The organism is Paenibacillus sp. 01T443, assembly GCF_056398325.1.
Genome location: NZ_JBFTPE010000009.1, coordinates 250,502 through 276,393, shown reverse-complemented (window position 1 = coordinate 276,393; position 25,892 = coordinate 250,502). Strand labels below are relative to the sequence as shown.

Genomic DNA, 25,892 nt, shown 5'->3' with positions numbered 1-25,892 from the left:
ATGATCTGCATGTCATTTTTGTTGTTAATTTGCTGCTTCAGCCAAAATCAAAACCTCATCAGAGGTCAATGCTTTTCCGTACATCCGGAATTCATCCATAGCTCCGTTAAAGTTCTGATCCCAGAAGTTTCCTCCGATAAAATGTTCATTGAAACCCTGCGTTGTTCTGATATCGGAATCGGCTTGCGCAATCTGAATACCATTTAGATAAAGCGTCGTTTTCCCGTTAGGAACTACCGTCATCGCGAGATGTGCCCACTCGTGAGCAGGCAGCTGGTTGCTCGATGCAGCAGCTGGTCTCCCGATAAACAACTGATTTGTACCGCTTAGCCCTACATTTAAATAATAATTTAATGGGCTGTCCGCAGCTACGAATGTATCGCTAAAATAAATACTCGACCATGCTTGCGTCCAGCTTTCTGACGAACCGTTCCATTTGACCCATGCCGCTACGGTGTATGCTTGATCCCCTGCAATGAGATTGTCTGGCAGCTTAACAGGGATGTTGTCAAACGCAGCGCCGCTTTCCGCCTTCAAAAATTGAGCAGCTTGATTATCCGCCGATCGCCCTGCTACATATTCAACCCGATTATTTTTGATTTCAGCGTTTTTATTGTTTCCGCTGCTGTCGCTTACGTTGCCGTTAAAATCCAGTTTAACGAGCAGACCATCCGCTTCGTCAAAGACTGCTGAAGCTTCGGTTACCGATATCGTTGCAGTCGCTTTCTGTGTCGTGTCCGCTATTGAAGCGGCAGTAATCACAGCGGTCCCTGCAGATACTGCGGTCACCAGTCCGTTTGTATCAACAGCAGCCACAGCATCATTACTCGAGCTCCATGTAACGGACCGATTGGCGGTTAGCGTTACATTCTCGCCTATTTTAAGCGATTTTGCCGCTAGATCAAGAGTAACCATGTTTCCAATTGCAAAATCCGCCGCTACCTGCTGAGCAGTAAGCGCCTTGTTATAGAGTTTCAATTCGTCCACTAAACCTTTGTAAGGAGTATCCCAGTAGTTGACGCCTATTCCGAACACGCCGTTCTCATTCGTAAACACGTTCGGAAAGCCAGTTCCAGAAAACTTTTGGACACCGTTAATGTAAACCTTTGCCGTTCCGTTATTAACGGTGAACGCTACATGCGTCCATTGACCAAGATTGATCTTGAGGCCGGTACTGGCATCATACCAAGCCGTGCCTGACCAGAGCATTGTATCATTATTGCCTGGACCTCTCGGAACAAGGCTAATCCAGCTTTCATTCGTCCGAGATCCAAAGAAAGCAGCAGCAAAATTAGTTGCTTCAGCCGGATTCAGCCACATGGATACGGAGTAAACATTACCGTTGATGATTCCGTCTGGCAGCCGTATGCCCGATGTACCGTCTAGTACAGCCGCCGCTCCCGCAATACCTGTGTTGTAGGTGATGTTCCCACCTGTGTTATTAATGCGGTTCCCAGTTATCAAACCCGCTGCCGAGCGATCCAACGAATCTGCGAGATTGCTCTCGAACGCGTAATGCGCCAAATCGCCATCGGTCACATGTACCGTATAAGCAGCTGTATGATGTCCATCATCCGCTGCTGCCGCAGTAATCGTTGTCGTTCCGATTGCTACGCCCGTCACTTGTCCTGTTGATTCATTTACAGCTGCAATGTCGGGATCTCCAGTTGACCAAACAATCGTTTTATTCGCAGCATTCACTGGCAGTACAGTTGTTTCAGGCGTATAAGCCGTACCCACAGCTATCGTTTTTTGAGAAGCCCCAAATTGAATGTCGTTGACGACTATGGAAGCATCCGGCTCACCGAATGCAAGCCAACCGATTTTTTCCGCATTTAACGCCATTTCATAAATACGAACTTCATCAATCAGCCCTTTATAAGGCGTATCCCAATAATTGACGCCAAGCGCAAAGACACTTAGTTTGTTATTAAATACGTTTGTCATGCCTGTTCCGCTATATTTTTGGACGCCGTTGATATAAACCTTGGTTTCGCCGTTTTGAACCGTAAAGGCGACATGCGTCCATTCACCCAATTTTATTTTCATGCCTGTCGAGGCATCAAACCAAGCCGTACCTGACCAAAGCATCGTGTTATTTGTTGCGAAATCATGGCCTCTCGGCAAGAAGCTGATCCAGCTTTCCTCAGATTGAGCGCCGAAGAAGGCCGGGGCAAGGTTAGCTGCCTCAGTTGGGTTCAGCCACATTGAAACCGTATACTCATTTGTAGAAATTAAACCGTCTGGCAAACGCACGCCTGAAGAACCGCTCAAGCTTACTGCCTTGCCTTTCCCGCTAAGTCCTTCAACGTAAGCAATTTCTCCGCCCGTATTATTTATTCGATTGCCGGTTACCTCACCAGCATCGGACCTGTCAGCAGCTTCATATAAATTATTTTCAAAATCGTATTGCGCAACTATTCCGTCAGCTAAAGCATTATCGCTTTGCTGCTGTACGTTGACTGTAAACGTCTTGGACGCTGTCGCGTTTCCTAAAGTAATGGTTGCTGTTAATTGTATCTCTGCATTTCCGGCACCCGCATTTGGTCGTGTTACTGCTCCGCTTGCGCTTACTACAGCAGAGTTTGAGGATTCCCAAGTGATCGGCCAATTGCTTGCTGCTTTAGCAGGCAGCACGATATCCTTATAAACTCGGCTTGTATCGCCAATCGTTAACATTTGGACAGCGTTAGTCACAATCTCTTGATCAGACAGCTCTTCCAGTTGACTGCCCCATACAGCAACGCCTTCTCCAGACAATGCGCTGAAAGCCATCACGTAGGTTTCGGTTGTAGGATCCCATTGACGGATGAATACACCTTTATACGTCGTTTGCACTGCCTGGTTATCGACCGTCTCATTAATGGTTAGTTCGGCATAATAGTCGCCGTCGATTTCCCATGTGCCGCTTACGGCTCCGACAATCGTTCCGTCTCCCAGCAGCTTCACATAAACAGAAGGCTTGATATCCTTTGTTATCTCTTTTCCATGATTAATATAGTGGTAAGCGCCAACGACATCGCTTTCAGAAATTTTTGCGATCGTCTCCCCGCTGTATCGATGCGGAGCGACTACCGGCCAACCGTCCTGATTCAAGAACATCTGATGCACGCGAACCTCATGGCCTTCCCCGCGGAACGGGAAACGGCTGTGGAAAATGTTAAACCACTTGCCCGTTGCTTCATCATAGTAGGTCGAGTTATGCCCTGCAGATACATAACCATAGGTTGGAAAGTTCGTTTCTCCGTTCAGGTTGCTGAACATAAAGTTGCCGAAAGCCTTCACGCCGTAAGGTTCAATGGCCTCATCCTCAAAGAATGTCCCTGCTGCTCCATGAGCATCGATCATATCCTGGCCTTCATAATCGACATAAGGACCGTCAGGATTCAAGGAACGGGATATCCGCATGTTGTAGCCGCCGATCGCATCCAGACCGCCAAACGTAACGAACAAATAATAGTAGCCGTTAGACGGATTGTATTGAATGTACGGCGCTTCAATCCGGCTGTGATTCTGTCCCATCAGACGTTTACCATGGCCTTGATTCACTAACGGAAAGCCCGTTTCCGGATCCATCTGAAGGATGAATATACCTCCCGAGTACGAGCCATACACCATCCACAGCTTGCCGTCCTTATCAAAGAAAGTGTCCGGGTCAACCGTATTCGGATGCTGAGTGCCGTTATAAGCCGTACCGTCGGCACTGATGCCCTTGCCTGATTTCAAGAAGATGCCTTTATTGACATAAGGTCCTTCAATGTTATCCGCTACTGCTACGCCCAAGGCGGAAAGCGGCTGATCTCCTTTACATGCGTTATAGTACATATAAAACTTGCCGTCTGCCAGCTGAATGACGTCAGCTGCCCACAGCGTATCGGTTTCTGCCCATCCGAGCGCTTCTGCCAGCTCTTTTTTGACATCGCTCTCTGCGCTTTTAAACAATTTATTTGTTTCGGTAACGCCAGAATCAATTAATGACCAGCTCATAAGATCCGTCGATTTGGCAGCCGCCAGATGCGAGCCGAACACATAATAGGTACCGTCAACCTTAACGACCGACGGATCATGCACGGATACATTATGGAATACAGGAGCCGGCGTTGCGGTTGGTACCGGAGTTGCCGTTGGAAGCGGCGTCGCCGTGGGCACCGGTGTTGGCGCCGGCGTTTGGCTTGGAACAGCTGGCGTTGTCGTCTCACGGTCAAGCTTTGTTCCGTTTTGTGAATCGCTTGTCACTTTCCCTTTGCCTGTAACCTTGATTTTACCGTCCACCTGAATGACGATATCTTTGATCTCAGCGGCTTCATCCACATGCAAGGAGGCCTTCTGCTTCAGAACCATTTTGCTAATGATGCCTTTTAGCACTTGGATAGTCGGGGAAGATAACGCGGCAACTTCAACCTGTTCAAAATCTCCAGAAAAAGCAATCGATGCATCCGTATCCGCAGCTTCGTCGACGATGACCTTGCTGAAGCCAGTACCGGTTGACGCAGCTTCTTCCTCCAGCTTTACACCGGATAGAACGAATACTTGGCCGACTGTTGTTGTGCCCTGCGTCAAAATCCGCAGTTTCCCGTTTTTCTTATCAACAAAAATCTGCGCAATTTCTGAATCATTCACTTTAATGCTGTTCTGTCCGCCCCCTTGCACCCGAATGATGCCCTTTACGGTTACATTTTCAAGAGTGACATCCCCTTCGCCAATACCTTCGGTTAAGTACAGATTGCCTTCTATTTCCGTATCCTTCAACGTAATATTCGCTTTATTGATGATTACATTTTTACTTTTCAGGCCTGTAAACGTACCTTCTTGGGTCAAAACCTCTCCTGAGATGTTATTGACTAGACGGAGCGCCTCCGCTCTTGTGATTTTGTTAGCAGGTCTGAAGGTTTGATCGTTATAGCCGGTAATATAACCTTCGCTCACAAAGGTTTCTACAGCATCTTTGCTCCATGCAGGTAAACCAGCAGTATCAGTTAGAATGCTTTCGCTGCTTTCCGATGCTTTCAACTGGAACGCTCTAAATAAAATAACGGCAGCCTCTTGGCGAGTAATCGGAGCGTTTGGACGAATGGTTCCGTCACTATATCCGGATAAATATCCAGCTGCAACCGCTTTCTTTACTTCGTTATAAAAAGAGTTCGCGGCAGTAATATCAAGAAAGGATACATCTGCTTCCTCAACAAAATTAAAAACCCGATTGATCAGCGTCATAAATTCTACGCGGCTAATCGCTTGGTTCGGCTTAAAGTTTCCGTCTCCATATCCTTTAATCAACTGCTTGTCGTACCAGGAATTAAAGTCCTGTTCTGCCCAGTGACCTTGTACATCAGACTTAACGGTACTTTGTAACAAGCTATCTTTGACGCCAGATTCAGCATTCGCGTTTCCGCCCGCCGCCATAGTAAGCTGGCCAGGGACAAGCAATGTGGCTGTAAGGGCAATCGCAATCCATTTGTTCATTGATTTGTTCACCTCGTATAACCCCTTCCGACTCCAATTCGTAATTGGCTAAGCAATTTTGCATACCTTAAATACACTAACCTTTTCATTCCACCTCTTTTCTGTCTGTTCTTTCTCAATCCGATAAATAAGCGCTTACATTTGTATCTGAAAAAAAAAGGATGATCTCATCCTCCCAGCAGCACAAACATTAATAGTAATATCGAGAATATAATTATTAACTGATTACTAATAATGTTAACGATTATATTGTAACGATATCGCCCGCATATCGTCAATATAAAAATTTCTTCTGAGATGCATTATGCTGTTGATTTATTAGCAACCGAATAAAGATTCATACTTCATGAAAATAGAAAAAAGGATACCGACGGCATTGACCGGCAGTATCCCTCTCAAGACAAATCCCTATATTTAGTGATGCGAAAATTAATTAATAATTTCATTAACATATTTCCGATTAGGATACGAAAAAGCTTTTTTGATCCACATCCATTGCTAAATTTTTATATTCACCATTCATCACTTTAAGCCAACTATCCCTGCGGCCTTCGGAATAAACACTGTCTTTGCGCTTGCAAGCCACGCCTTCTAAATCAGAGCTTTTCACAAGCTCGTACAAGGCGGAGCCTTCCTTCTCGACGTACAGCATCTTTTTGAAATAAGCATTGTCCTCCAAAATATAACTAAGCAGCCGCTTACGCTCGAGCAGAGGATGCTGTCTCAAATCCACTCCGTTATAATACAAAAGATCAAATACAAAAAATAAGACAGGATTCGAACGCTTCGCATCACGGATGCTCGGTTCTTTTTTCAAACGGTAGCGCTCTTGCAGAGTATGGAACTCAAATGCTCCCGAAATTGGATTTACATAAGCCACCTCGCCGTCGAACAAAACATCGGCTGGCTCTCGCAAAGGTACATTATGTAATTCAGGATATTGCCTTGTAACTTCATTACAGTGCCTGGTATATAATTTCGGCTTGCCCCCAATAAAGGAAAGCTGCAGACGATGTCCGTCAATAATGGGCTCAAACAGATAATTATCATCATCAAAAGGCTTTTCGTGCTCGGTTAAAAGCATAGGTTTCACAAACATAACGGCGCCTCCTTCCGTGTAACCATTTTAACATGATCCTACTCCAAAAATCGGCGGTAATTTCAGGTGAATTTGGTGAATAATCTCCTGATTGTTTCCGCATAATAATTCCAAGAAGGAGGCTGAGAAAAGATGGCAAACCGAACAAATCAACTTCTTGTACCCCAAGCCCGCGCAGCGCTTGAGCAGCTCAAATTTGAAGTTGCCCAAGAGCTTGGCATTCAACTTCCGCAAGACGGCTACTATGGAAATATGACTACGCGCGACATGGGCTCCATCGGCGGATCGATTACTCGCCGGCTCATTCAGATGGCAGAACAGCAGCTATCAGGTCGACGTTAATTTTCTTCATAAATAAGCGCCAAGAGAGCAGAACTGCTGTCTTGGCGCTTATTTATTTATGACAATACATATGAATTTGTGTAAATAAATACTCTTGTCGCGAGTCGAGAACTTCCCTTCTGCTCTAAAAGTCGGTAAAATGAGATAGAGTTGTCCCGTACATAACGCATACTTGCAAATTCCATTAAAGAAAGGAATATTCTAATATGATTATTCAACCGAAAACACGCGGTTTTATCTGCACCACTGCTCATCCAGAGGGCTGCGCCGAACAGGTAAAGCGCCAAATTGATTACGTAAACGCGCAGCCAAGCATTACAGGACCGCGCAATGTGCTGGTCATCGGCGCCTCAACAGGCTACGGGCTCGCTTCACGCATCATTTCCTCTTTCGCAGCCGGCGCTAATACGATTGGCGTCTACTTCGACAAAGCCGCTGAGGGCGCTCGTACAGCTTCTGCCGGCTGGTACAATTCCGCGGCATTTGAGGAAGCAGCTGCAGCTGCTGGCCGCAAATCCTACAGCATCGTTGGTGATGCTTTCTCCGATGAGATAAAAGCAAAAACGATTGACTTAATTCGTACGGAGCTTGGGCAAATCGATCTCGTTGTTTACAGCGTCGCTTCTCCACGCCGTACGCACCCAAAGACAGGCGAAACCTTTTCTTCCGTCATAAAACCGCTTGGAGGCACGTACACAAACAAAACCGTGAACTTCCATAGCGGCGAGGTGTCGCAAGCTACAATCGAGCCTGCAACCGAGGACGAGCTCCGTCAGACGATTGCCGTTATGGGCGGCGAAGATTGGCAAATGTGGATCGATGATATGAAACAGGCTGGTGTACTTGCAGAAGGCGCAACGACCGTAGCCTATTCTTATATCGGGCCTGAAATTACACATGCGGTATACCGTGAAGGAACAATTGGCGCTGCGAAAAACGATTTGGAAGCAACGGCTAAGCGCTTGAATGAGCAGCTAAGCACAAATGGCGGTCGTGCCTTCGTTTCTGTTAACAAAGCATTAGTGACGCAATCCAGCTCAGCTATCCCTGTTGTACCGCTCTATATATCCGCGCTTTACAAAGTGATGAAGGAAAAAGGCATTCATGAGGGCTGTATCGAGCAAATGTATCGCTTATTCTCTGAGCGTCTGTATGGCAACAACGAAACACTCGTCGATGAAAAAGGGCTTATCCGTGTCGATGATTGGGAAATGAGACCTGAGATTCAAGCAGAGGTAGCAGAGGTTTGGGCCAAGCTGTCCACCGAAAACGTCTATGACCTTTCCGATCTTGCAGGTTATCGTCGGGAATTTTTCCAGCTGTTCGGCTTTGAAACCGACGGCATCAATTATGAAGCAGACGTAAATCCTGAAGTAAATATTACAAATCTTCGTTAAAAAGAAAAAGGCCGTTGGTTCGTATGTCCGAACCGACGGCTTTTTTGCTGTTTTCATTATAAGCTTTTAGGAAATTAACTTGCCTGGTTTTAGGGACTTCATGTCTTTATTCGAATTGTTTAGCGAGATAAGCATCTTTTCACTTCTTACCATGGGAGAGTGACACTGAAAGCACGCCGGTATGTGATCGAATGCAAAGTCATCGCGAATCCAGCCCGTACAGCTTTCTTCTTGGCAAGTCCAAATAATTGTGTTTTCTTGAGGATGATCTTCTAACGATTTTCTGCGAAAATACATTGATTAATCCTCCTTTGTAATAAAAAAGAACCCTTAACAAATGTTAAGGGCTCTCGATGTTGTAAATACTACAGTTTTACAACGTTTTCTGCTTGTGGTCCACGGTTGCCTTGAGTTACGTTGAACTCAACGCGTTGACCTTCGTCAAGGGATTTGAAGCCTTCGCCTTGAATAGCGGAGAAATGAACGAATACGTCATTGCCGCCTTCTACTTCGATAAAGCCAAAACCTTTCTCTGCGTTAAACCATTTCACTGTACCTTGTTCCATTATAAAAACCTCCAATAATTTTTTTAACATGTTTTTTCCAGAAAAACTAAAAATCACATATTGAGAAAAGTATCATTATACAAATGACAACCCTTTTCAATATGTGAATTCAAGGATTAAATTTGTTATTTGTATTGATAATATACCATAGGCGTTTGGAATAAGCAAGTCCCCAAGCAAAATCCATAAACATTTATTTTCATACAGGATAACAGCCGCGCTGACGGGAGATTATAAAAGGCGTGGCAAGCACTTTATCCTAAAATCAGAGGTGTTCTTAATTGAAAAAGTACATTGCAATCGCAGCATTATTAGTTGTGACAGGTTGTGCGACCAACACGAATTCCAATGACATGCACAAACAGAATGCTCTTAATCGTGCCCAAATCAAAACACCTGTCATTACTGCTGCGCCAATTATTACGCGTGCCTCATCCATTACTACACCGAATGCAGCAGAACCGTTATCTTCGATGAGGGGTTCGAATTTCAATTTTCCAGATTGGATTTTTGGCGATATTCAAGTCCAAAATCCAGCAACGAGGTATCCGGTAGTTCAGCAGCCAACAGGTCAGAATCCTAATGTTCAAAACCCTACTACTCAGAGGCCCGCTCCTAAAACCCCGGCTAATCCAACTCCGGACGGACAAAATGCAGCTGTCGGCCAATTTGAGAAGCAAGTGCTTCAGCTCGTCAACGCCGAGCGGTCCAAAGCCGGGTTAGGCGCTCTAAGCATGGATGGCCCGCTTGCTAATATGGCGATGGTTAAAGCAAAGGATATGGCCAACAACAACTACTTTGATCATAATTCGCCGACGTACGGTTCTCCTTTCGATATGATGAAGCAATTTGGAATTACCTATAGCTCAGCCGGCGAAAACATCGCCAAAGGTCAACCGACACCCGAGCGTGTCATGAGCGACTGGATGAACAGCCCGGGGCACAGAGCCAACATTTTGAAAAGCAGCTTCAATAAAATCGGTGTTGCTCATTATAACGGCTCATGGGTACAAGAGTTTATTGGCTAATCTCTTCTAACAAAAAGCAGCCTGTTCCGGACTATTCCCGAACAGGCTGCTCATTTATTAAGCTTGCATATTACTTGTATCCAAAATATCGCTTAACGCTTTTAGAAAGCATTCATTCTCATCCGGCGTTCCGATTGTAATCCGCAAATGATTCGGCAATCCCCATGTTTTTCCGTGCCTTACGATAATGCCTCTAGCCATTAATTCCTCATAAATAACTGCCGACTTCTCTCCCATCTCCACAAGCACAAAGTTGCTCATGCTCACCGTAAAGCTGCAGCCAAGCGTTTCTAATGCTTTGTAAAACCGCTCCCGCTCCGCAAAAACAAGCGTCTGTGACCGCTGCACATGCTCTACGTCACCGACAGCTGCTGCGGCCGCAGTTTGGGCCAATGCGTTTACGTTAAACGGCTCTTTAACCTTCAATATGTTTTGGATTATGGACGGATGTGCAATGCCAAAGCCGATGCGTATGCCAGCTAACCCGTATATTTTGGAAAATGTTCTTAAAATAAGCAGAGGGTAGCCTGCCCTCACAAATTCGGTACCATCCGAATATTGCTCGTCTGTGGCATAGTGGCTGTACGCGGCATCGAGCACAACCAGCACCTGCTTAGGAAGCGAATCAAGAATATGCTTCAGCTCTGTTCGCGGCAAAAAAGTACCCGTCGGATTGTTGGGCGAGCACAGATACACAATTTTCGTGCGATCTGTCACCGCTGCAAGGATCGCTTCCGAATCGTATTGAAAATCCGCTTTTAGATGTGCGACGACTATTTTAGCATCCATAATTTGAGCGCCAAACGCATATTCGCTAAATGTTGGGCTGGGTTCAATAATTTCATCATCGGCTTCCAAGAACGCTTCTGACACGAGGGTGATGAGTTCGTCTCCGCCATTTGTAACCAAAACTTGCTCCGGGCTTAGGTCATAATGAGTCGCAAGGGTTTGCTTTAAATCCAAGGTTTGAGCATCCGGATATCGGTGAAGCTCTGATAGAGCCGCCTGCATAGCCTCTACAGCCTTAGGTGACGGTCCCAGCGGATTTTCATTGGAGGCAAGCTTGATTACCCGCTCCAAGCCCAGCTCGCGCTGCACCTCCCATATCGGCTTTCCGGGTGAGTAAGGCTTCAGCTGCTCAATTGCTTTACGTGCGCGAACCTCGATATTCTCTTGCATAAATAAAATCACCTTCATCATTAGAATAAAAACCTTTAACACTATAATACATTAATCCTTTGTCGCGGTAAAGAGTTGATGTGTGTTTTTACACACTTATAAACAGAAAAGGAGCCCCTCCTAAGAGTGAGCCCCTTTCTTTAAAACACAAACCGCTTACCCTATTAAAACATTTCGACTATTCTGCTGCAGGCGCAGGATGCGCCTCGATGTATTCAAGTGCATTGTAGATAAGTACCGCCGCTTCCGCACGCGTAATTTCATCCTTCGGGTTAAAATTCCCTTCCGCATCCAGCTCGGCAATTTTGAGAACAAGCGCACGTTGGACCGATCCGTCAAAATCGACCGTCAATTCAGCTTGATCGCCAATCTCAACCGGTATGATTTTGATCATCGGCAAATTACTGTGTAGCTCGATTGCCAAAATAAGCTGATGCGTAAACTCTTCTCTCGTCCATGTCTTGTTTGGATCCAGATCATTCGGCAAGCCAATGTTATTGTTGGCAGCGATGATTAAAGCATCCGCATACCAAGCGGCATTATCCGCTTTTGCAAAATAATCCGTCGCTTGAGGCTCTTTTATAAAACGGATTAAATCAATATTCAAATCGAGTGCGTTCACAATAAGCTGAATGCCTTGAGCTGCTGTGAGCGTTGCATTCGGGTTGAACCGGTCGCTGCTAACTCCGTGAACGAGTCCTTTTTCCTGCAGGGCGGTAATTTTTTCTTTCGCTGTCACATTCATCAGATCTGTAAACGAAGACGTCGCCGCAAAGCTTTGGCCAGCAATGGAAAGAGAAAGTACAGCTGTAGCAGCTAATGTCATCAGTTTGATTTTGTTAGTCATCGTTATCACCTCATCTAGTATTTGGAAAGTTCCTTCCTCATAGACGGGCTTTCGAACAAAAGGTTGCAGAAATACTTACATTTTTTTATAAACTTAAAATTTATATGTTATTTACGCTGATTGAGGCAACACTCATTCTATTCTGCTTTGCGTTAAGCCAAAAAATCAACCATGGAACGAACTTGTACCTTGCCGGCAGCAGCAGGTTTCCCTACCTTCTCACCTTCAATACGGAACATGAATTGTACGGTTTTCGTTACACCCGGTATAAGATCAAAGAAATTGTCAGTGAACATACCCTCATGTTCCGCTGTAACCCATACCTGCTTTGCGAGGGCATCCGCAGTAAGCGTAAATGCAGTGCCGTTGCTGCCCTCAACCTCCGTTATGCGAATAACGCTGTTCGTCAGCTTCTGCTCTTTCGCTTTAGCGAAATAATAAGTCTTATTATCCACGAGCTGGCCGTCTTGCTCAAGCTCAGCATACAACACAACGCTGCCTGCTTCGTATCCATCCAGCCACTCCTGCTCGTTGATCGAGCTGACTACAGCTGCGCGATTGCCATCCATGGCAACAATGGTTGAGGCCTGCTTAATCAGTGCGCCAGAAAAATCATACATCCTTAGGCTAAGCTCCCCTTTAATCGGCGTAAGTAAATCGGTAACCAAATGTACGTTCACCACGCCGTCATCCGTGCGGTCAAATGAAAGCATCGTATCGGCGAAGCTTCTTTTCGCATAGTATTGCATGGCTTTCCACTTGCCGTAATAATCCATGCCCGCCCAGGAAGCAACCGGCCAGCAATCGTTCATCTGCCAATAGAGTGTCCCCATGCAATATGGCATGTTGCGGCGATGGGCTTCAATAGCCATTTTCATCGCTTCCGCTTGCAGGACTTGGCTCATATAAAGAAATGCAGGGAAATCCTTCGGTTGATTCATGTAAATATCCATATATTCTTTAATAAGCCGGTTTCCATCGCCGTTCTTCTGATGAGCGCGCATCACTTTCGAATCCAGCGCCAAATCCTGCTCGGTTGCGAAGGTCATTACCGTATCGTATTCAGGGAAGGATTGAAAGCCGTATTCACTCATGAAACGTCCGACTTTGATATTGTAATTCTCAAATGGCTCAACCGCGTGCCAAACTCCCCAATAATGAATATCACCTTCTGCGGAGAGCGGGTGGGCATGCTGATTAATGTCGCCAGTCAATGAAATAAGAGGAGATGACGGCCAATATTGCGTGCCGGGCGCAAATGTCGCAACCGCTTCAGGCAATATGTCATGGAACACTGCTTCGTAATCTGACCAGATAACTTTACGCTGCTCCTTCGTATATTCTTTCTTCCAGCCCCAACCGCCGTCTTCATCGTATTCGGCCCATGCCGAATCGATCTCGTTATTGCCGCACCATAGCACGATGGAGGGATGATTGCGGAGGCGCTTTACGTTCTCGATGGCTTCAAGCCGAACATTTTCCAAAAATGCTTCGTCGCCCGGATACATACTGCAAGCGAACATGAAGTCCTGCCATACCATGATGCCGTACTCATCGCACAGCTCGTAGAAAACCGATTGCTCGTAGATCCCGCCACCCCAAACGCGCAGCATATTCATGTTTGATTCTGCTGCCGCAGCGATTTCATGCCTGTAGCGTTCATCGGTCACATTCGTTATAAAGCTGTCATTTGGGATATGGTTCGCACCCTTAGCGAAGACAGGCACTCCGTTCAGCTCGAAATAGAAGCTGGCGCCCTTCTCATCCTTGTCGCGCACTAAGCGGACGGACCGCAATCCGGTGCGAACGGATTTCGCCGCGACAGCTTTATCTTCATTAATAAGCTCTGCCGTAAAAGTATACATATGGGCCTCACCGAGCCCTCTGCTCCACCAAAGCTTGGGCTGCTCAATAACCGCCTTGACTTCTACGATGCTGCTACCTTGCTCCAAAACAGCTTCTTGCTCCCAAACTTGTCCGTCCGCGCTAATTCTTACGGTTCCGCTCCATGATTCCTCGGACTCGATTTCCACGCTGACAGATAAGCTGGCTTGCGATGCCGTTACGCTGTCCTGCTGGACATGCACGTCAACGATCCTGCTCTCAGACCAGCCTACCAGTCTAGCTTCGCGCCAAATTCCGCTCGTAACAAATCGCGGACCCCAATCCCAGCCGTAATGATAAGGCGCTTTTCTAGCAAAAATACTAATCTTCTGCGCGCCCAGTCCGCCCAGCTCGGATTGGTCGTTTGAAGCCGGTAAATTATAGCCCAGCTTATCGATTTTAGGCAGATCCTCCTGCACGGGCGAACGGAATTTTATCCTTAAATGATTATTTGCAGCCGTCACGATCGATTTAACATCAGCTTTCCACGTTCTGAACATATTATCGGCAGAAAGCACTTGCTGACCATTCAAATAGACATCAGCGTACGTATCTAAACCGTCAAATACGAGCTCTAAAGCGGATGCTTGCAGCAGCTCCTCTGCGACATCAAACCGTGATTCATATTCCCAATCTATTTTGTCGATCCATTGCAAATCATGCTCATTTGTTGCATAAAAAGGATCATCGATAATTCCATTCCGCAGTAAATCCGTATGTACGCAGCCCGGAACGGCCGCCTCCAACCATTCCTTTTCCTGACAAGCCTTAAACTTCCAATTATCCAGCACTAGTTTTGTTTCTCTCATTTTGTCCTCCTAAAAATATGTGTCTTCCCATCGGTTATCAATCTTCTTTATCTACTTTTTTTTCATTCCGAATAAGTCTGGCAGCTCATCAAGCGTAATCACCTTTAGATGGTTATAAATTTTATTTAATAGATCTTGGCTGTTATGCTTTCCATCGGTTAGATATTCATCCTGCCAGGTCACGAACCAACTCCAATTCGCTCCATAGGCCTTCATTAAGTCCGGGTCAGGAATAGACCCGTTTTCCGTTAAAGCGACCAGCTTTTTGTCATTTACTAGAGCCGCGAGGTTATCATAATGATTGATGACCGGCGAATGATCTCCCGGGGCTGGATAGCTGTCTACGCTCACGATATCTACAACATCGTCTCCCGGATACCATTCGGGCAGCACAGAATTCCATATCCAAATGAGATTGTTCATTTTATGCTTGTAAACCAAACGGTCGTATACTATACGGTACAGCTGCTTGGCAGGCTCCGGCCCCTTTGCTCCCCACCAGAACCATCCGCCCTCTGCTTCGTGCAGCGGCCTGAACAGTACCGGGATATGGGCATCCCTTAATCGTTTGAGCTGCTCGGCGATCACATCAATATCGGAGATCAGAAGCTTATACTGTTCCGATACGGGATCATCCAATGCTTTTTCCAAATCAAAGGTTACAGAATCCGCGTAGAAACCCCGCCACCATTCTTTTCCCGTCTCGTCAATCAGGCCGGAGGGCGCGTTCCAATGCCATAAAAAGGTAGTTATGCCTCCCTGCTGATGCCAGCCAATTGCTTTTCCCACTTCATACGATACTGCTCCATGCTCCGCTCTAGTGGGGGAATAATCGATGAGATCAAACCCAACGATGGCAGGCTTCTTGCCGGTAACCTTCTCAATCCATAAAACGTTATCCAACCCGGTTTGACCCGATAACATCGACTTGCCATAGTTTTTCACCAAATATTTCATTAGTTTTTTCGCTTCTGCAGAAGCGTTCGGATTAACTAATTGACCGGTGACCTGATGTTTGACTTCAGGCTTCGTTTTCTGCAGCTTGATATAGTCGATATCATAATAACCCCAGCCGCGAGTCAAGCTAATCGTATTAGAGCCTTCTCTCAAAAGCATTTTCCCTGCTTTGAGCTCCGTGAATCCTTCAATTGGCTGTAAAACCAATTCTCCATGCGGCTCGTCATTTAAGGTGAGACCAGCCACTTTATTTCCATTTGGAGCACGGTAGCTCACCCACATATTGTATAATGCCGTTCTGGGCACTTCAACCTGCATCGTTAACTGGTCCTGCTCATCGGTAAAATCGGTGACAAATCCAGTGCCAGAGAAGCCCTCTGCTTCTTGAGAAACCACGGTTCCCGTAAGCTGCCCAGCCTCCGCCTCATAGAGCACAACGGGCTATTGTTTCTTTTGCGGAGCAGGAAGCCCGAACGCTGCAGCTGAACCTAATAGCGCTAAACCTGCAGCGACCGTGATGCCGATTACGATTCGCTTGTTCTTCACAGCGGTCACTTTATAATCCCTACCTTCGCAAGACGAAAGTTGGCACCTGTACAATCGGGGCGGTTGCCATGAATCACCTCAAGCTCGAAGCGGTGCAGGCTAAGAGGCCATTCATCTCCAAAAAAGCTAAGTCGATACCAGCCGTCGTCTCCAACCCATGACGGCCTTTCCCGTTCCGTCAATTGCCATTCCCCGTCGTTCATTCGATATCGAAATTCTGCGGAGCTTCTCCCAAAATCGAACCCAAGCACGAGGCCTCTGCCCTCAAACGAGAAGGAGAGCTTTGCCCCGACTGCCGATGTCTCAAGCACTTGATCGATCCATTCCAAATGCGGCCATCTCCGAATCGTCCAAGGACCATTCGTTCGGATATGCTCGAAAGGCAGTGCAGAAACCTTATCCCAGCACAGGTCATCAAGCGGCGCCGGTAGCAGGCGCGAAACCTGGTCAGCCTGCGTGGCGTGTTCTCCTTCCGATAATTCCTTCGCGAGAAAGGAAATGACGCTTTGACCATAGCTCAAGCTGCCTCTGCTCGTTGGGTGAAGGCCGTCAGGCAGCCATTCTTCGAAGCGGAGCTTGCCTTTCCTCACTTCGTTCAAAGCATATAGTCCCATCCATACCGAGCCGATGTGATAATGGTCGGCTAATCGTTCAAATTCGCTAATCGTATCCGGAACCAAGCCATCCTGAATCGAGTCGTACATGTTCTGTGAATACGTGTATACGATAACAACATCGCGATGACCATCAGCAAGCAGCTGCCTGATCAGCCCTTCTCTTGAACGGTTGCGTTTCAAGGTAGGCTCGCCTTCATCATTGACCGCAAATTCAATAAAAACCAAATCGCAACGGGTATCGATTAAGTCCCGCTTGGCGCGAAAGACGGCTAAATCGCTGCCCGTTGCTCCGATTGCCGCATTTTCGACCGTTATGCGCGTTTCCGGAAATTCCTCCGTGAGCCAGGCAATGACCGGCTCCGGCCAGTTGTGGCGCGGCCTTGCATCGGTGATCGAGCCGCCGATAAAACCCACTGACAAGCATCCCGCCTGGATTTTGAGCCGCGTTTGACGCAGTTTGCTCCTGTGATTCCATATAGACAAAGTCATCAATGACAAACTCCTTAAGAAGTATTAGGCCTTACCGAGCCTTGCCGCCATACGCTAATCCCGCAGCGGGTAGTTCTGAAGATCTGGCAGCTCGTCCTTCGTTAAGGAGAACGGGTGATGGTAAAATTTAATAAGCTGATCTCGCTCCGTATGCTTCTCGGCATACACTCTGCGGCCATCCACCGTATCGTAGACAAAAGTGCCGTACCACGTGCAATTCCATGCCCAAAGGGCTTGATCCCGCATCATGAGATCTGGATCAGGAATCGGCCCGTTTTCGGACAAAGCAATTATTTTGTTCATCTTCGTGTAAGAAAGAGCAGTCTGAAAACGCTCGAGCTGCGACTCGTAATTTCGATCAGGAGGATAAATATCTTCACCAATAATGTCGACATATTCGTCGCCCGGATACCAATCCGCATGTTGGCCGTTCCACACCCAAATTAAATGATTCAGCTTATGCATGTTCGTCATTCGGTCATACATCAGCTTCCACAGCCGAACGCATGGGTCCGCCCCCTTCGCCCCCCACCAAAACCATCCTCCCGATGCCTCATGCAGCGGTCTCCACAGCACTGGCACGCCTGCATCCTGCAGCCTTTTCAGCTGGGTGGAAATCGCGTCGATATCCCTTATGAGCAGCTTATAATCCTCGGAATCTTCATCAGCCATCGCCTTCTGAACGTCAAACGTCGTTGCTTTCGTATAAAAGCCGCTGCCCCATGTTCTGTCCGGCGGCAAATCAATTAAATCCTTAGGCGCATTCCAATGCCAGCAAAAGGTGACAATGCCTCCGCTTTGCCACCAATCGATGGCGATATCGGTATCTGAGCATTCTGCCCCGCGCTCTGTGCGCGAGGGTGAATAATTCATGAAATCGAAGCCGTATACGGCTGGATATTTCCCCGTAACTTCATGCAAGATTTCGAGCTCCAGTGTAGACACTACCCCGATTTGCTGGCCGGTCAGTATGCGGCTTCCATAAATGTCGCACAAATACGTCATCAGCCTTTTGGCATTTTCATCAGCATTCGGATTTATAAGCTCTGGCTCTACATTAAAACGAGATTGTCTCTCCGCATTCAGCATTTATGATTTCTCACCTTTCTCGTTGTCTTCTATTCATGTTTATCATTCTATGCACAGCAAGTGATGCGCTAACCGATAATGCCGCTGCGCTCGACACTCTCAACAAAATAACGCTGAACGACCAAATACAGGATGATGAGCGGAATAATGGCTAGTAAAATGCCCGTATCAATAATCATCGCCACATGGTTCGGATCGGCCTTAACGTTAGCGCCGCTTCCGACACCTATCAATCCTGGAATCAATGCATTTGCTTGGGCAGATAACGTCGATATTTTAATCGGCATGAGAGCAGATTCACTCATAAATAAGGAAGTGAAAAAGGTATCGTTATATTGCCAAACGAAGCAAAACAATACGACCGTAATAATCGGCGGCACTGCGTTTGGCAGCATGATTTTTAAAAATGTTTTCACGCCGCCGGCACCGTCGATCAATGCGGCTTCCTCGATCTCCTTAGGCATCCCTTTAAAAAACTGACGGAAAATATAAATGAACAATCCTGCTTTCAGTCCGATCGCGGTCGCCGAAGTAATGATCGAAGGCCAATACGTATTCAGCAAATTAACGCCTTCCTTGCCGGTAAATAAATGTAGCAAGCCAAGAATGTCAAAACTTCTAAAATGAAGATACATTGGTACCATCAGAGTGCTTGTTGGAACAAGTATCGTTAGGATGACCAAAGCGAACAACACGTTGCTGCCCGGGAAGGAAAACCGGGCAAAGCCGTAACCTGCCAATGCGCAGGAAGCAGTAGTTAGCAGCGTGGTCACGATGACGAATACCAATGTATTCCCAATCAGTGGAAAATAGTTCAGGATTTCCATGGCCATTTTTATGTTGTCGAGTGTAAAGCTGACGGGTACCATGTAAATCGTTGGGTTGTAAATATCGATTTTGTCTTTGAAAGCTACAGAAAACTTCATAAGCAGCGGGTAAATAATGATGAACGATATTCCGATAACAAGCGCATAACGAAAAATGGCGTACAAGGTATCGATCGTCTTATTTTTTATTTTCATCAGCCGATATTTATTGTCCTCGGTGCGAACAGCTTGTGAAGATTCCATATGCATCTTCCTCCTTTGCAATTAACTCAGTTGTAATGCACTCTTCTCGATAGCAGCACGCCGATTATGACCAAAATGACGCTTATGATTATCGTGTAAATCCAAGACATTGCCGCGCTGAGTCCGAAGTTTTGCGTCGTGAATGCAGTGGAGAAAATCATATCGGTCACTGCGCTGCCCGTAAATGAATCAATAATTGTATAGATGACATTCGTCAGGATGAGCGGGCTCACTAACGGGAAAGTAATTTTCCAAAACGATTCGTAGGCTGTTGCCCCTTCCATCTTGGCTACCTCATACATCGCTCCTGGAACGGATTGCAGGGCAGCTAGGAAAATAAGAATCTGAACGCCCGAGCTCGTAATAATGTCATATATTCTTGTAATGGCTTGAACGATATAGTCTACGAAAGAAAGCGGCAGACCGATATCGCTGAGGATCATGACCATTGACATGATATTGTAAGTAGAAGAGGTTTCGCCCATTTCGTTGACGACGGTTGAATCGCCAACCAAATTGATTAATCCCGCCGTCTCGGCTGCCGATATCGCATTGGAGGCGAGTATGACCGGCAGAAAAAATATGGCTCGGGCGAGTACTCTGCCCCGGAACTTCTGATTTAGAAGCGTAGCAGAGAATAGGCTGAAAAATAGGATCATCGGCACGTTTAGCACCATTTCCGAAACCGATTGCGTCAAAATCCGATTAAAGGTAGCATCCACGAACAAGGCTTCTTTAAAGTTAGCCCAGCCCACCGGCTCCAACATAAAACCGCTTGGATCTACCGTTAATTTGCTGAAGCTAAATCGGATGGATTGGATCAGCGGCGTTGCGAACATGAATACGAATCCAAGCAGCCATGGGAAAATAAATGCCACTCCTAGAAGTGAGCGCTTGTGCCGTAAAGCTAGCTTAAATCCGTTCATGAACGCTCACCCCCTACCCAATAGTTTTGAGCTTCGATCGTATTGCCAATCACGATGACTTTTTTGTCGGTGTAATTAATGATAATCGATTTCCCATTGCTGTATTGCACCTCAACCACGCCTTCTTGATGGCGGATATGGTTCACCATTTGTTCGGCTTCTACTCCTGAGAGGACGTCATTCACTTCCTTGTACATCGACACTGCTTGCTCGTACCAGTCTTTGTAATAGGTAGAGAACATCATGTCAAAATGAGTGAATTTCAATTTCGAAGACGATTCATAGCTCCATGCAAAATGCGGTGCCGAGCCAAGCTCGATAGACCGAAGCAGCTGACGCTGCAGATCCTGTTCGTCATCCAGGTTAACCGCGCCTCCGGAATAATCCAAATAACCGTGAATGACCATTTGGTAAAAAGGAACTTCCTCATCCGTAATGACGAAACCGCTCGATGCCGTCGGCACATTAATCAAATGATCTGCAAATGGCCAAGCATAAGCATTGCCTCCGGAAAGCATCGTCTGGTCGATACGTTCTTCGACGTTTCTAAGCTGATCCTCAACGATTTTTTTTGCCGTTTCGCGTTGAATCACTCTGCTTGAGCGATAATCCGAGCTTAGCATGCTGCCGAGGTCGCGAAGCGCTAATCCTTGCATGCCAAGCGATTCATACTTATTCATAAAAGTATCTACGTAATAAGGAAGCTTTGCCGGCGATAACAAATAGTAGGAGCCCAGCATCATGTCCATTCGGCTCAGCGCCCTATTATATGGATATAGCTCCGCTTCTTCGCGCGTAACGAACCTTGAAGCATCGGAGGAAGGCGCAAACCCGCCGTCGTCATGATAAATTTGTTGGAATGCGACATCCGGGAACAACATCCCGCCCGACTGTTCCAGCTGGTTGGATAAATCGATAAAATCCGATTTGTTCCCAAGTTCGCGGTCTACTTTCAGCTTAACAGGCGTTTGATGATTGACGCCGTTGCTGAACCAGCCCGTATACCGCATCATCACCCGTTCGATTCCGTCCGATTTCAATTGCTCAGCCATTTGAGAGGCTTGTTCAAAGGAGGTCATCGAAATGACGGAGCTGTAAGGCACGCCAAGAAAGGATTTTCTTTTGTCGACGGTTCCCAGAATATCCAAATAGAAAGGAAGTTTTTGATCTTCATTTATTGGCTGAAGCTTATCCTCTTCTACGAGTCTGTCACGGTAAAGCTCTGCCATTCCCGAATAGCTCGCCTTGTCGCCCGAGAGAAAGCTATAGCGGATTTGAATATCGCCCTTATAAATTTCTTCATTCAGCAACTGGATCTCTTGGATGGTAGAACCCGTATAAAGTTCCAGCTCGTCTTCACCGCGCAGCGCGTAGCTGCTGTGAATATAATTGTAGGAATTTTTTTTGCCGCTAATATCAGCCGATATGCTGGCGACCGCATCGCCTTCCTCAATAACGGCAAACCATGCTGCGCTGCCTGCCTTCATTCCGAATACAGGCATTCGGGCGCTCTCGCTTACTTGGCCCCGCCTGAAGCTGTTATCGTTCGGATCAAAGCCATACACCTTCTGCACGTATTGCTCTTCCTTCACTTTGCCGTTGTTTAAATGGATCAGACTGCCCGTCCCGTCCGGCACGAACATGTAGCCTTCATTCTCTTTATCCGCAGCTCCAAAAAAGTTAAGCAGTTCTATGCTGCGAATTTGATATTCTCCGCTTTCTTTGACTTGATTGACCGGAACAGATGCAACCAGCGAGCCGCCGTCAATTCGGTATTCTAAAGGAATAACGAAATTCGGCTTGGACGATTCGCCTGCGCTTGCGCCGCCATTTTCCTCATTGTCAAAAGCTAGATCTTCCTCGGTATAGCCCGCCTTCGCAAAAGCAGCCGTCATTTTGTTCAGCACGAGTTGCTTGGAGACCTGCGCGTCCAAACGCTCTAATATTTCCGGATTATCCTCTTTCGGATAATAGCGAAGCCCGACATATTTCGCCGTTGTTTTATCAAGCTTGGAGAGCACCTTTTCTTCCATTCTGGCTTTGCTTATATATTTCGGAAAAGCATCTACGCCGATTGAAGTATCGCCAATCGTATACGTAATGCGAATCCCGTTTTCGATGCTTTCGGCCGTAAACTGCTTATTGCCGATGCTTTGCGAGAAGTTGGTGAAGGTATCCAATGTGCCGACCGCGTCACGGAATAAAACAGTTAATTGTGATGATAATATCTCCTTCTCAAAGCCTGAAGCGACAGTATCCTCACTCCGATTAGGCGGATTGCTATACCAAACCTGGCCTTGCTGCTTATCCCTTACAGCCACCTCCGTTGTTTCAGCGTTAAAATACAACGATAATTCAGAGTTGTCTGCCACAAGCTTCATTCCCGGTAAGCCTTTTGATGAATCTGGCAATGCCTTTATCGCGCTTCCTGTCTCTAATTCGGTTGTCATTTTCATATAAGCGGCTGCTTCAACGGCTTTAACTCCACGACTCGTAAACCATATTGCGGAGCAGACGGCAATACAAATTGCTGCGGTACAGGCCAGCACCGCAACCAGCATTTTACGATTTTTCACGGGTGCGGCCTCCTTTACGTACGGAAAATGAGTTCTCGGTAAATGTTAAAGAAAAAATCCGCCATTTGCTGGAGCATACTTAACACCAGCGTTCCTAGGAATACGATGATTCCCATGACAATGACCGTCAGCGCCATCGTTATAATCGTTTTAAACGCGGAATACTGATGAACGGTCATCGTCCCTACAAACAGCAGCGCTAAAAACCAAATGGTAGATATCGTCATCATCAAATAATAAAAAGCCGTTTCTTCCTTAACCATAAACCGGCTGGCAATCGTCATAGGTACGTATATGATCACTAGCGGAACTAGCGCATAGCCTGTTGCCATCACGATTTCCTTAAACTTTCCTTCCCCATCCATCAATGTGGTAATCGCCCAATTGGATATGCACCACAGAAAGAACGGAAATACGATCGTCACCAGCTGCGTCAAGCTATTCAAATAACGCGGATCGTTATAGTTGACGAGAAACCCAGCAAACTGATTTCTCAAAATAACGGCAATGATGACCAGCAGCAAAAAAGTCAAGGCAACCTTTACTTTTCCTTTGCTGTCATACTTCATATCCCAGAAGCCGTCGAACGGATGCACGATGACGTGCAGCGGAAACTTAATGAAATCCTGCTTCATAGCGTTTTGCCCTCCTTAAGGGTTTGCGAAGCGAAGTTCGAAATGGCAAGCTTCCTCTTTTTTCTGCGAGAGATAACCAATTTGAACGCCAGCCATGCTCCTGCTATGACCATCAGTAGCGTCAGAAATGTTCCAAAATGCTCCTTCATAACTTCCCTGCGATATCTTTTGTACGCAACAGAATAACTCTCCCGGTCCATGCCGAGCTTGAAGTATTTCAGCGCTTCGCCATTCTTCTTATCCATTAGCAGAGATTTGCCTATGCCTATATAGGCGATATCATAGTTACTGTTTAATCGCAGCACTTCTTGCCATAACGGTACCGCCTGCTTATCTTCGCCGTTGTAGTGCAGCTTCACGGCCTCATTTACGCTGGAGCCAAACTTCGTCGGCTCGAAGACGACGATGTTGCTTTTGCCGCGATCAAGCACAAGCTGTTTTTCTCCCAAATGCTCGACAGCTACCGGAATTTTAAAGGTACCAGTCTGGTTTCCTTTGCCTCCGTATACATAGAGCAAATCGCCCTCGTCATTATAGGTGAATACCTTACCTTGATTCGCGTCAAGGACACTGTACATACCGTTCCCTAGCACCTTTACATCGATTAGCTTCGACGGTCCGACGGAAATACGGTAACGAATATCGCCTACGACATCGAAGTAGCCAAACCGCTTCAGCACGTCCTCACCTGAAGGATTAAGCCTTTTTACCGGTTCCTTGGAATCCGGATCAATATTCGTTGCATACACAAACCCTTTTGCATCAATGTCAATATTCGAAAATTCTGTTGGGATGAACAGTACCATTTGGGCCTTCTGGGCTTTGGTCGAAAGCAAGCGCCACAACACTTCCGTATAGTCGCGCTGAACTTTGTTTGTCCCGACATAGCCGATAAATTGACCTTTTTCATCGAACTGCATAATGCCTTCGTAAATACCTTGGGCTACGACATAGATCCTTTTGGCTCGGTCGACCGTCACCTTTAGCGGGATGAATTTAAAATCCTTGGGTAAAACATCGGACGTAGGCTGCTCAATGGTTCTTAGCAATCCGCCGTCCTTCGAAAGCACGACAATACGGCCATTATCCGTATCTGCAATATAAAGATTTTCATCGTCGTCAACAAACAGCCCCGACGGATTTTTAAAACCTACCGTTTCCCCGTCTTTCTCGTACCCGTTAATCAAGCGTTGAACCTTCCACTGGTCGTTTAAGCTGACGATGCGAGCGTTACCGCTGTCAACGACATAGATCATGCCGCTTGAAGAGACAACCATATCGCTTGGCTCGACAAAGTCGCCTATGCCAATATCTGCTCCGGAAATCGAAAGTTTAGGTACATATGCCGCAGGAGCCGGAACCGCTTCTTCCCAAAAGTTATAATTGTAGCTCTCATATGGCGTCGACGCAGCAGACGCCGGTGCAGGCGCTGCTTGAATGAACAATAGGGAAGCCGCCGCGATGACGAGAAACCATTTTTTCGCTGACATGTGCGTTTCCCCCTTTAATCTTTCATTCCAGAAGTAGCCATCGTTTCGATGATTCGGCTTTGCGAGAAAACAAACAGCGTAATGGGAACGCTCATCAGAATAAGCGCTACCGCTGCTGCGGCTCCCGCGCGGGCAATGCCTCCAGCTACAACCTGGTTAGCGGCAAAGTGAAGCGATTTAAGCTGCTCGCTGTAAATGAAGCCATTACCGTCGCTGCCCCAAAGAATTTGAAACAGCAAAATAATAAGAGTCAACCATGCCGGTTTTACATTTGGCATGACAATGGTCCAGAAAATGCGGTATTCGCTCGCTCCGTCGATTTTTGCCGCTTCAAGCAGCACATCGGGAATTTGTTCCATGAATTGTTTCATTAAATAAAGACCAAGTGAAAAAGCGAATGCCGGTATGATGACTGCCCAATAGGTGTCAATCAGGCCTAACCACGACATAATCATATAGTTTGGTATAGCGGTAACTGCTGGCGTGAACATCAGTGATAGAACTACGATGCTGAACATAAAGTTTTTACCTGGAAACTTATGCTTGGCAAGCGGATAAGCGGCAGCCGAAGCGAGCAGGACATGCCCTATTATTCCCATGCCCGTAATGAAAACGGTATTGAAAATGTATCGCGAGAACGGAACCCATGAGTTACCCAACAAACTGAATAAGTCAATGAAATTATTCATGGTCGGATTGCGGACAAATAGTGTTGGAGGGAACATAAAGATTTCATCCAACGGTTTGAAAGCATTGTTGATGGCGTAGATAAGCGGCACGATCATGAATGCCCCAAACGCGGTCAGTAAAACGAATAACGAGAAGCTGCCCCAAAACGATCGATTGACCCGTTTTCTCGGGATTCGAAAAGAGAAGTTCATGT

Annotated in this window: 19 protein-coding genes; 3 read left to right on the top strand and 16 right to left on the bottom strand. The window is 46.5% G+C overall.

What is annotated here, in order from left to right:
- Positions 1 to 24: 24 nt before the first annotated feature.
- Together AC1DLI_RS19475 and AC1DLI_RS19470 are read right to left on the bottom strand one after the other, a co-directional pair.
- On the bottom strand, positions 25 to 5,463 hold the full coding sequence (locus AC1DLI_RS19475; protein ID WP_477605475.1) for a LamG-like jellyroll fold domain-containing protein: 5,439 nt from the start codon (positions 5,461 to 5,463) through the stop codon (positions 25 to 27).
- A 460-nt stretch (positions 5,464 to 5,923) separates the two neighbouring features.
- The gene (locus AC1DLI_RS19470) at positions 5,924 to 6,562 is read right to left on the bottom strand and encodes an ATP-dependent DNA ligase (RefSeq protein WP_477605473.1); all 639 of its coding nucleotides are present in this window, start codon (positions 6,560 to 6,562) and stop codon (positions 5,924 to 5,926) included.
- A gap of 132 nt (positions 6,563 to 6,694) precedes the next feature.
- Between AC1DLI_RS19470 and AC1DLI_RS19465 the strand changes: the two genes are divergently transcribed.
- Both AC1DLI_RS19465 and fabV read left to right on the top strand, forming a co-directional pair.
- Positions 6,695 to 6,904 (top strand): small, acid-soluble spore protein, alpha/beta type, encoded by a 210-nt coding sequence (locus tag AC1DLI_RS19465; RefSeq protein ID WP_477605471.1) that lies wholly within the window; start codon positions 6,695 to 6,697, stop codon positions 6,902 to 6,904.
- A 206-nt stretch (positions 6,905 to 7,110) separates the two neighbouring features.
- Positions 7,111 to 8,301, top strand: a complete 1,191-nt coding sequence (gene fabV, locus AC1DLI_RS19460) for an enoyl-ACP reductase FabV (protein ID WP_477605469.1) — start codon at positions 7,111 to 7,113, stop codon at positions 8,299 to 8,301.
- A 66-nt stretch (positions 8,302 to 8,367) separates the two neighbouring features.
- Here fabV and AC1DLI_RS19455 read toward each other — a convergent pair whose 3' ends face one another.
- Positions 8,368 to 8,598: a cold-shock protein gene (locus AC1DLI_RS19455; protein WP_308998218.1), complete on the bottom strand. Its 231-nt coding sequence runs from the start codon at positions 8,596 to 8,598 to the stop codon at positions 8,368 to 8,370.
- A gap of 68 nt (positions 8,599 to 8,666) precedes the next feature.
- A complete protein-coding gene (locus AC1DLI_RS19450; RefSeq protein ID WP_053377054.1) occupies positions 8,667 to 8,867 on the bottom strand; it encodes a cold-shock protein in 201 nt (66 codons plus the stop codon).
- A 281-nt stretch (positions 8,868 to 9,148) separates the two neighbouring features.
- On the opposite strand from AC1DLI_RS19450, the gene AC1DLI_RS19445 reads away from it, so the two are divergent.
- Complete coding sequence (locus AC1DLI_RS19445) at positions 9,149 to 9,895, top strand: CAP domain-containing protein (RefSeq protein WP_477605466.1); 747 nt, start codon at positions 9,149 to 9,151, stop codon at positions 9,893 to 9,895.
- Between the two features lie 57 nt (positions 9,896 to 9,952).
- On the opposite strand, the gene hisC is transcribed toward AC1DLI_RS19445, so the two are convergent.
- The 12 genes from hisC to AC1DLI_RS19385 form a co-directional block, all read right to left on the bottom strand.
- Positions 9,953 to 11,074 carry a histidinol-phosphate transaminase gene (hisC, locus tag AC1DLI_RS19440; protein ID WP_477605464.1) on the bottom strand — a complete coding sequence of 374 codons (1,122 nt, stop codon included), beginning with the start codon at positions 11,072 to 11,074 and terminating at the stop codon, positions 9,953 to 9,955.
- A gap of 178 nt (positions 11,075 to 11,252) precedes the next feature.
- Positions 11,253 to 11,921, bottom strand: a complete 669-nt coding sequence (locus AC1DLI_RS19435) for an S-layer homology domain-containing protein (RefSeq protein WP_477605462.1) — start codon at positions 11,919 to 11,921, stop codon at positions 11,253 to 11,255.
- A 152-nt stretch (positions 11,922 to 12,073) separates the two neighbouring features.
- Entirely contained in the window at positions 12,074 to 14,614 is a 2,541-nt protein-coding gene (locus tag AC1DLI_RS19430; RefSeq protein ID WP_477605460.1) for a beta-mannosidase, read from the bottom strand.
- A gap of 51 nt (positions 14,615 to 14,665) precedes the next feature.
- Positions 14,666 to 16,006, bottom strand: a complete 1,341-nt coding sequence (locus tag AC1DLI_RS19425) for a glycosyl hydrolase (protein WP_477605458.1) — start codon at positions 16,004 to 16,006, stop codon at positions 14,666 to 14,668.
- 116 nt (positions 16,007 to 16,122) lie between these two features.
- On the bottom strand, positions 16,123 to 17,223 hold the full coding sequence (locus AC1DLI_RS19420) for an SGNH/GDSL hydrolase family protein (protein WP_477605456.1): 1,101 nt from the start codon (positions 17,221 to 17,223) through the stop codon (positions 16,123 to 16,125).
- Positions 17,224 to 17,277: 54 nt separating this feature from the next.
- Entirely contained in the window at positions 17,278 to 18,312 is a 1,035-nt protein-coding gene (locus tag AC1DLI_RS19415; RefSeq protein WP_477605454.1) for a glycosyl hydrolase, read from the bottom strand.
- 68 nt (positions 18,313 to 18,380) lie between these two features.
- Entirely contained in the window at positions 18,381 to 19,382 is a 1,002-nt protein-coding gene (locus AC1DLI_RS19410) for a carbohydrate ABC transporter permease (protein ID WP_477605452.1), read from the bottom strand.
- Between the two features lie 26 nt (positions 19,383 to 19,408).
- On the bottom strand, positions 19,409 to 20,308 hold the full coding sequence (locus AC1DLI_RS19405; protein ID WP_477605450.1) for a carbohydrate ABC transporter permease: 900 nt from the start codon (positions 20,306 to 20,308) through the stop codon (positions 19,409 to 19,411).
- Positions 20,305 to 22,884 carry a DUF5696 domain-containing protein gene (locus AC1DLI_RS19400; RefSeq protein ID WP_477605448.1) on the bottom strand — a complete coding sequence of 860 codons (2,580 nt, stop codon included), beginning with the start codon at positions 22,882 to 22,884 and terminating at the stop codon, positions 20,305 to 20,307. Before AC1DLI_RS19400 ends, AC1DLI_RS19405 begins: the two co-directional genes overlap by 4 nt.
- Positions 22,885 to 22,898: 14 nt before the next feature.
- Positions 22,899 to 23,519, bottom strand: a complete 621-nt coding sequence (locus AC1DLI_RS19395; RefSeq protein ID WP_477605446.1) for a Yip1 family protein — start codon at positions 23,517 to 23,519, stop codon at positions 22,899 to 22,901.
- Entirely contained in the window at positions 23,516 to 25,009 is a 1,494-nt protein-coding gene (locus AC1DLI_RS19390) for a gluconolactonase (protein WP_477605444.1), read from the bottom strand. Before AC1DLI_RS19390 ends, AC1DLI_RS19395 begins: the two co-directional genes overlap by 4 nt.
- A 14-nt stretch (positions 25,010 to 25,023) precedes the next feature.
- On the bottom strand, positions 25,024 to 25,890 hold the full coding sequence (locus AC1DLI_RS19385) for a carbohydrate ABC transporter permease (RefSeq protein ID WP_477605442.1): 867 nt from the start codon (positions 25,888 to 25,890) through the stop codon (positions 25,024 to 25,026).
- Positions 25,891 to 25,892 lie beyond the last annotated feature (2 nt).